General features: G+C 64.2%; 8 protein-coding genes. 4 read left to right on the forward strand and 4 right to left on the reverse strand.

Translation table 11 applies throughout. The features are described from left to right. Positions 1–2,153, reverse strand: a 2,153-nt coding sequence (locus AC6LJ9_RS29745) for a Tn3-like element ISPa38 family transposase (RefSeq protein ID WP_498150344.1), incomplete at its 3' end; no start/stop codon positions are given. 167 nt (positions 2,154–2,320) lie between these two features. Between AC6LJ9_RS29745 and AC6LJ9_RS29750 the strand changes: the two genes are divergently transcribed. From AC6LJ9_RS29750 to AC6LJ9_RS29765, 4 genes are read left to right on the forward strand one after another with little or no spacing between them, the layout of a single operon-like run. Then, positions 2,321–4,039: a TnsB C-terminal domain-containing protein gene (locus AC6LJ9_RS29750; protein ID WP_013521181.1), complete on the forward strand. Its 1,719-nt coding sequence runs from the start codon at positions 2,321–2,323 to the stop codon at positions 4,037–4,039. Positions 4,040–4,041: 2 nt separating this feature from the next. Beyond that, positions 4,042–4,950: a TniB family NTP-binding protein gene (locus tag AC6LJ9_RS29755; protein WP_011137966.1), complete on the forward strand. Its 909-nt coding sequence runs from the start codon at positions 4,042–4,044 to the stop codon at positions 4,948–4,950. Beyond that, positions 4,947–6,164: a TniQ family protein gene (locus AC6LJ9_RS29760; protein WP_011137967.1), complete on the forward strand. Its 1,218-nt coding sequence runs from the start codon at positions 4,947–4,949 to the stop codon at positions 6,162–6,164. Before AC6LJ9_RS29755 ends, AC6LJ9_RS29760 begins: the two co-directional genes overlap by 4 nt. 60 nt (positions 6,165–6,224) lie before the next feature. Next, the gene (locus AC6LJ9_RS29765) at positions 6,225–6,839 is read left to right on the forward strand and encodes a recombinase family protein (RefSeq protein ID WP_000904941.1); all 615 of its coding nucleotides are present in this window, start codon (positions 6,225–6,227) and stop codon (positions 6,837–6,839) included. A 52-nt stretch (positions 6,840–6,891) separates the two neighbouring features. On the opposite strand, the gene merE is transcribed toward AC6LJ9_RS29765, so the two are convergent. From merE to AC6LJ9_RS29780, 3 genes are all read right to left on the reverse strand, one after another. Then, the gene (gene merE / locus AC6LJ9_RS29770) at positions 6,892–7,128 is read right to left on the reverse strand and encodes a broad-spectrum mercury transporter MerE (RefSeq protein WP_001087809.1); all 237 of its coding nucleotides are present in this window, start codon (positions 7,126–7,128) and stop codon (positions 6,892–6,894) included. Next, positions 7,125–7,490 carry a mercury resistance co-regulator MerD gene (gene merD / locus AC6LJ9_RS29775; protein WP_003465059.1) on the reverse strand — a complete coding sequence of 122 codons (366 nt, stop codon included), beginning with the start codon at positions 7,488–7,490 and terminating at the stop codon, positions 7,125–7,127. The genes merE and merD overlap by 4 nt, the downstream gene beginning before the upstream one ends. A 16-nt stretch (positions 7,491–7,506) precedes the next feature. After that, positions 7,507–7,688, reverse strand: a 182-nt coding sequence (locus tag AC6LJ9_RS29780; RefSeq protein ID WP_498150345.1) for an oxidoreductase dimerization domain-containing protein, incomplete at its 5' end; no start/stop codon positions are given.

Below are 7,688 nucleotides of genomic sequence, written 5' to 3' on the forward strand. Positions count from 1 at the left end.
GGCGCGTACTGGTCGGAGATATGGGTGTAGAACGTCCGCCCTGGGCTGCTGCCGTATTTCGGATTGATGTGGCCGGTGCTCTCGGCCTTGCTGCCGGTGCGGAAGTTCTGGCCGTCCGACGATGACGTGGTGCCGTCGCCCCAATGCTCGGCGAAGGGATGTCGGAACTGCGCGTTGACCAGCTCGGCCAGTGCCGCCCCGTAGGTTTCGTCGCGGATGTGCCAGGCTTGCAGCCAGGCCAGCTTGGCGTAGGTCGTGCCGGGGCACGATTCCGCCATCTTGGTCAGGCCCAGGTTGATCGCGTCGGCGAGGATCGTGGTCAGCAACAGGTTTTTGTCCTTGGCCAGGTCGCCTGACTTCAGGTGGGCGAAGTGCCGGGTGAAGCCCGTCCATTCGTCTACCTCCAGCAGCAATTCGGTGATCTTGACGTGCGGTAGGATCATCGCCGTCTGGTCGATCAGGGCCTGTGCGGTATCGGGCACCGCCGCATCGAGCGGCGTGATCTTCAGGCCCGACTCCGTGATGATGGCGTCCGGCAGCTCGTTGGCCAGCGCCATGCGGTTGACGGTGGCGAGCTGCGTTTCCAGCAGCGTCAGCCGGTCATGCAGGTACTGGTCGCAATCGGTGGCCACGGCCAGCGGCAATTCGCTGGCCTGCTTGAGGCTGGCGAATTTCGCGGGCGGCACCAGGTAGTCCTCGAAGTCCTTGAACTGGCGCGAGCCTTGCACCCAGATGTCGCCGGAGCGCAGCGCGTTCTTCAGCTCCGACAGCGCGCACAGTTCGTAGTAGCGCCGGTCGATGCCGGTGTCGGTCATCACCAGCTTCTGCCAGCGCGGCTTGATGAACTCGGTCGGCGCGTCGGTGGGCACCTTGCGGGCGTTGTCGCTGTTCATGCTGCGCAGCACCTCGATGGCGTCGAGTACGTCCTTGGCGGCGGGCGCGGCCCGCAACTTGAGCACGTCGAGAAATTCCGGCGCGTAGCGGCGCAGCGTGGCGTAGCTCTCGCCGATGCGGTGCAGGAAATCGAAGTCCTCGGGTTGCGCGAGCCGCTGCGCTTCGGTGACGCTCTCGGCGAAAGCATCCCAGGACATGACGGCCTCGATGGCGGCGAACGGATCGCGGCCCGCTTGCTTGGCCTCGATCAGCGCCTGGCCGATGCGCCCGAACAGCCGCACCTTGGCATTGATCGCCTTGCCGGATGCCTGGAACTGCTGCTGATGCTTGTTCTTGGCGGCATTGAACAGCTTGCCCAGGATGCGGTCATGCAGGTCGATGATTTCGTCGGTGACGGTGGCCATGCCCTCGATGGCGAGCGCCACCAGGGTCGCGTAACGCCGCTGCGGCTCGAACTTCGCCAGGTCGGCGGGCGTCATCTGGCCGCCCTCGCGGGCGATCTTGAGCAGCCGGTTCTGGTGAACCAGCCGCTCGATGCCGGAGGGCAGGTCGAGCGCCTGCCACGCCTTGAGGCGTTCGATGTGTTCCAGCATGTGCCGCGAGTTCGGTTTGACCGGGGATTGCCGCAGCCAGGCCAGCCACGTCGTCTTGCCGTTGTCGCGGCGCTTGAGCAGATCGTCGAGGCGACGGCGATGCACGTCCGTCAGCGGCTCAGCCAAGGCGTCGTAGAGACGCCGGTTGGCGCGGGTAATCGCTTCGGCGCTCGCCCGCTCGACGGCGTTGAGGGCGGGCACAATGACCGACTGCCGCCGCAGGTGCTCGATCAAGGCTCTGGCCAGCACGATGCCCTTGTCGGTTTGCATGGCCAGCTCGGTCAGCAACTGGACAGCCTGCCGGTAGTGGCCAATCGTGAACGGCTGGAAGCCGAACACCGTTTGCAGCTCGACCAGGTGCTCGCGTCGGGTCTGCTCACGCTGCCCGTACTCGTCCCAGCTTTCGATGCCGACCTTGAGCTGGTTGGCGACCAGTCTCAGCAATGGCGGGAACGGTGGCTCATCAGCGCCAAGGATGACGCCGGGAAAGCGCAGGTAGCAGAGCTGCACCGCGAAGCCCAGCCGATTGGCCGGGCCGCGCCGCTGCCGGATGATGGAGAGGTCGCTTTCGCTGAACGTGTAGTGACGGATCAACTCATCCTTGGTGTCCGGCAACGCCAGCAGGCTTTCGCGCTCGGCGGCGGAGAGGATCGAACGGCGGGGCATGCGGTTTCCTTCTTCTTGAAAACGTAGGTTTGTGACAAGCCCGCCAAGGCAACCGGCGCGGCTGTCATTTTCAGAAGACGACTGCACCATTCAGCGCGGTTTGAAGCCTCTTGTGCATACGGCTCCTGACAGCCAGATATCAGGACTCCTCTGCACGAAACTCGTCTATGCTCAATACTCGTGTGCACCAAAGCGAGATGAGCATGGCGACCGATACCGCACCGATTACCGAGCACGGCGTGGCCACCCTGCCAGAACAGGCATGGGAGCGTGCGCGTCGTCGCGCGGAGATCATTGGGCCGTTGGCGCAGTCGGAGACGGTTGGGCATGAAGCGGCCGACGCGGCAGCCCAGGCATTGGGGCTGTCCCGGCGGCAGGTCTACGTCCTGATCCGCCGTGCCCGGCTAGGATCGGGGCTGGTCACTGACTTGGCTCTTGGGCAGTCGAGCGGTGGCAAAGGTAAAGGCCGCTTGCCGGAGTCGGTCGAACGAATCATCCGCGAGTTACTGCAAAAGCGCTTCCTGACCAAGCAGAAGCGTAGCTTGGCGGCGTTCCACCGCGAAGTTGTGCGGGCGTGCAAGCTGCAAAAGCTGCGGGTGCCGGCGCGCAACACGGTGGCTCTGCGGATCGCCGGCCTCGATCCGCGCGAGGTCACTCACCGCCGGGAAGGACAAGATGCCGCCCGCGACCTGCAAGGTGTTGGTGGTGTTCCGCCACCCGTCTCCGCGCCGCTGGAGCAGGTGCAGATCGACCACACAGTCATCGACCTGATCGTGGTGGACGAGCGCGACCGGCAACCGATTGGCCGTCCATACCTGACCCTCGCCATCGACGTATTCACCCGCTGCGTGGTTGGCATGGTCGTTACGCTGGAAGCCCCGTCCGCCGTCTCGGTCGGCTTGTGCTTGGTGCATGCCGCCTGCGACAAGCGCCCTTGGTTGGAAGGGTTGAACGTAGAGATGGATTGGCCGATGAGCGGCAAGCCCAGACTGCTCTACTTGGACAACGCGGCTGAGTTCAAGAGCGAGGCGCTGCGCCGTGGCTGCGAGCAGCATGGCATCCGGTTGGACTATCGCCCGCTCGGGCAGCCGCACTACGGCGGTATCGTGGAACGGATCATCGGCACGGCGATGCAGATGATCCACGACGAATTGCCGGGGACGACCTTCTCCAATCCTGACCAGCGCGGGGAATACGCCTCCGAGAAGATGGCCGCCCTGACACTGCGCGAGCTGGAGCGCTGGCTCACATTGGCGGTCGGCACCTATCACGGCTCCGTGCACAACGGCCTGCTCCAACCGCCGGCCGCGCGCTGGGCCGAAGCTATCACGCGGACCGGCGTGCCAACCGTCATCACTCGCGCTACGGCTTTTCTGGTCGATTTTCTGCCCATCATCCGCCGCACGCTGACCCGCACCGGCTTCGTCATCGACCACATCCACTACTACGCCGATGCGCTCAAGCCGTGGATAGCTCGGCGGGACCGCTTGCCTGCGTTCCTGATCCGGCGCGACCCGCGCGACATCAGCCGCATATGGGTGCTGGAACCAGAGGGGCAGCACTACCTGGAAATTCCCTACCGTACCTTGTCGCACCCGGCTGTCACCCTATGGGAACAACGGCAGGCGCTGGCGAAATTACGGCAGCAAGGGCGCGAACAGGTGGATGAGTCAGCGCTGTTCCGCATGATCGGCCAGATGCGAGAAATCGTGACCACCGCGCAGAAAGCTACGCGCAAGGCGCGGCGCGACGCGGATCGACGCCAGCATCTCAAGGCAACGGCACCGCCTGTCAAAACCACGCCACCACCAGATGCGGACATGGCTGACCCACAGGCCGACAACCAGCCGCCGGCCAAACCGTTCGACCAGATTGAGGAGTGGTAGCCGTGGACGAATATCCCATCATCGACTTGTCACACCTGCTGCCAGCGGCACAGGGGCTGGCTCGGCTGCCGGCGGACGAGCGCATCCAGCGCCTTCGCGCCGACCGCTGGATCGGCTATCCGCGCGCGGTCGAGGCGCTGAACCGGCTGGAAACCCTGTATGCGTGGCCAAACAAGCAACGCATGCCCAACCTGCTGCTGGTCGGCCCGACCAACAACGGCAAGTCGATGATCGTCGAGAAGTTCCGGCGCACGCATCCGGCCAGCGCCGACGCCGACCAGGAGCACATTCCGGTACTGGTCGTGCAGATGCCATCCGAACCGTCGGTAATCCGCTTCTACGTCGCGCTGCTCGCGGCGATGGGTGCGCCATTGCGACCGCGCCCACGGCTGCCAGAAATGGAACAACTGGCGCTGGCACTGCTGCGCAAGGTCGGCGTGCGCATGCTGGTGATCGACGAGTTGCACAACGTCCTGGCCGGTAACAGCGTCAACCGCCGGGAATTTCTCAATCTCCTGCGCTTCCTCGGCAATGAACTGCGCATCCCACTGGTCGGGGTCGGCACGCGCGACGCCTACCTGGTCATCCGCTCCGATGACCAGTTGGAAAATCGCTTCGAGCCGATGATGCTGCCGGTATGGGAGGCCAACGACGATTGCTGCTCACTGCTGGCCAGCTTCGCCGCTTCGCTTCCACTGCGGCGCCCCTCGTCGATTGCCACGCTGGACATGGCCCGCTACCTGCTCACACGCAGCGAAGGCACCATCGGCGAACTGACGCACTTGCTGATGGCGGCAGCCCTCGCCGCCGTGGAGAGCGGCGAGGAAGCGATCAACCATCGCACGCTGAGCATGGCCGATTACACCGGCCCCAGCGAGCGGCGTCGGCAATTCGAGCGGGAACTGATGTGAAGCCAGCGCCACGCTGGCCACTGCATCCGGCTCCCAGGGAAGGTGAAGCCTTGTCTTCGTGGCTCAACCGCGTGGCCCTTTGCTATCACATAGAGGTGTCCGAGCTGCTGGAGCACGATCTTGGTCACGGTCAGGTTGATGACCTGGACACCGCGCCACCACTGGCGCTGCTGGCGATGCTTTCCCAGCGGAGCGGCATCGAACTGAACCGGCTGCGTTGCATGAGCTTTGCCGGCTGGGTGCCTTGGCTACTGGACAGCCTTGATGATCAGATTCCAGATGCATTGGAGACCTATGCGTTCCAGCTCTCGGTGTTGCTGCCGACACACCGCCGTAAGACGCGATCCATCACGAGCTGGCGTGCCTGGCTGCCCAGCCAGCCGATACACCGCGCCTGTCCGCTATGCCTGAACGATCCGGAGAACCAAGCCGTACTGCTCGCGTGGAAGCTGCCCCTGATGCTGAGCTGCCCGCTGCATGGCTGCCGGCTGGAATCCTATTGGGGCGTGCCAGGGCGGTTTCTAGGCTGGGAGAACGCCGACGCCGAACCGCGCACCGCCAGCGACGCGATTGCGGCGATGGACCAGCGTACCTGGCAGGCACTGACGACCGGTCACCTGGAGCTGCCGCGCCGACGCATCCATGCCGGATTGTGGTTTCGGCTGCTACGCACGCTGCTCGATGAGCTGAACACACCGCTTTCGGCGTGCGGAACCTACGCGGGGTATCTCCGCCAAGTCTGGGAAGGCTGCGGGCATCCGCTGCGTGCTGGGCAAAGTCTGTGGCGACCGTATGAAACCCTGAATCCGGCAGTACGGTTGCAGATGCTGGAGGCGGCGGCAACGGCAATCAGCTTGATTGAGGTGAGGTACATAAGCCCGCCAGGCGAGCAGGCAAAGCTGTTCTGGTCCGAGCCCCAAACAGGGTTCACCAGTGGCCTGCCGACGAAAGCGCCGAAGCCCGAACCCATCAATCACTGGCAGCGTGCAGTCCAGGCCATCGACGAGGCCATCATTGAAGCGCGGCACAACCCCGAGACGGCACGCTCGCTGTTCGCGTTGGCTTCCTATGGTCGGCGCGACCCCGCTTCCCTGGAACAGTTGCGCGCCACCTTCGCGAAGGAAGGCATCGCCACGGAATTTCTGTCACATTATGAGCCTGACGGATCCTTTGCATGTCTTAGACAGAATGACGGGTTAAGTGACAAATTTTGACGACCTTAACTTTCCGGCGCACACTGTCACATAATCGAACGTATATGTGACAGGTACGACATGCTGATAGGCTACATGCGGGTATCGAAGGCGGACGGCTCCCAGGCTACCGATTTGCAGCGCGACGCGCTGATTGCCGCCGGGGTCGATCCAGTACATCTTTACGAGGACCAGGCATCCGGCATGCGCGAGGATCGGCCCGGCTTGACGAGCTGCCTGAAGGCGTTGCGAACTGGCGACACACTGGTCGTGTGGAAACTGGATCGGCTCGGACGCGACCTGCGACATCTCATCAACACCGTGCACGACCTGACTGGGCGCGGCATCGGCTTGAAGGTATTAACCGGGCACGGCGCGGCCATCGACACCACGACCGCCGCCGGCAAGCTGGTCTTTGGCATCTTCGCCGCCCTGGCCGAGTTCGAGCGCGAGTTGATCGCGGAGCGCACGATTGCCGGCCTAGCCTCGGCCCGCGCGCGCGGGCGGAAAGGCGGCCGGCCGTTCAAGATGACCGCCGCCAAGCTGCGGCTGGCGATGGCGGCAATGGGTCAGCCAGAGACCAAGGTCGGCGACCTGTGCCAGGAACTTGGCGTCACGCGGCAGACCCTGTATCGGCATGTTTCACCCAAGGGTGAGCTACGTCCAGATGGCGAGAAGCTACTCAGCCGAATTTGATGCCGGCATGAGGCAACGTAGCGACAGCGTGGTTTGTCTCAATGGGAAGCGCTCATGATCGATCTTTGAAGGCCCGCAGCAGTCGTGTCACAGACAGGACGAACAAACCGGTCAGCGTGAGGGCTGCGATACCCCAGTACTCTCCGATGAACGCGCCGGCCGTCGTGCCGGCCAGCACAATGGCGAGAATCGGCAAATGGCAGGGACAGGTGAGCACGGCCAGCGCGCCCCACAGGTAGCCGGTGATCGGTTTGTGCGTCTCGGACGGCAAGCGCTCGGGGCTGTTCATGGCAGACTCTCCGCGTGCTGTGCCGGCTCGGTCGGCATGGTGGCCAACTGCACCTCCAGATCGGCCAACGCTTCGCGCCGACGCTCGACGAACTGGCGCAGAACGGCAAGCTGCGCGGCCGCTTCATCGCCGTCCGCAGCATCCAGCGCCCGGCACAGCCGCGCCAGCGCGTCCAGGCCGATGCCCGCCTCGAAGGCCGCCCGCACGAAGCACAGCCGTTGCAAGGCGGCATCATCGAACAGGCCATAGCCGCCCGGGGTGCACGCCACCGGACGCAGCAATCCGCGCAGCAGGTAGTCGCGCACGATATGCACGCTCACCCCGGCATCAAGGGCCAGCCGGGACACGGTGTAGGCGCTCATTGAAAACCTCCTTTTTTTATCCAGCGCAGCAGGAAAGCTGCTTCACGTCCTTGTTGAAGGTCTGCGCCGCAAGCTTCAACCCCTCGACCATTGTCAGGTAGGGGAACAACTGGTCGGCCAGTTCCTGCACCGTCATGCGGTTGCGGATGGCGAGCACCGCCGTCTGGATCAGTTCGCCCGCTTCCGGGGCCACCGCCT

It is taken from the genome of Achromobacter sp. 1011811831 (assembly GCF_059760905.1).

Coding starts and splice junctions, on each gene's coding strand:
- AC6LJ9_RS29750 (WP_013521181.1), top strand. CDS start 2,321: ATGCTCAATACTCGTGTGCACCAAAGCGAGATGAGCATGGCGACCGAT.
- AC6LJ9_RS29765 (WP_000904941.1), top strand. CDS start 6,225: ATGCTGATAGGCTACATGCGGGTATCGAAGGCGGACGGCTCCCAGGCT.
- merE (WP_001087809.1), bottom strand. CDS start 7,128: ATGAACAGCCCCGAGCGCTTGCCGTCCGAGACGCACAAACCGATCACC.
- merD (WP_003465059.1), bottom strand. CDS start 7,490: ATGAGCGCCTACACCGTGTCCCGGCTGGCCCTTGATGCCGGGGTGAGC.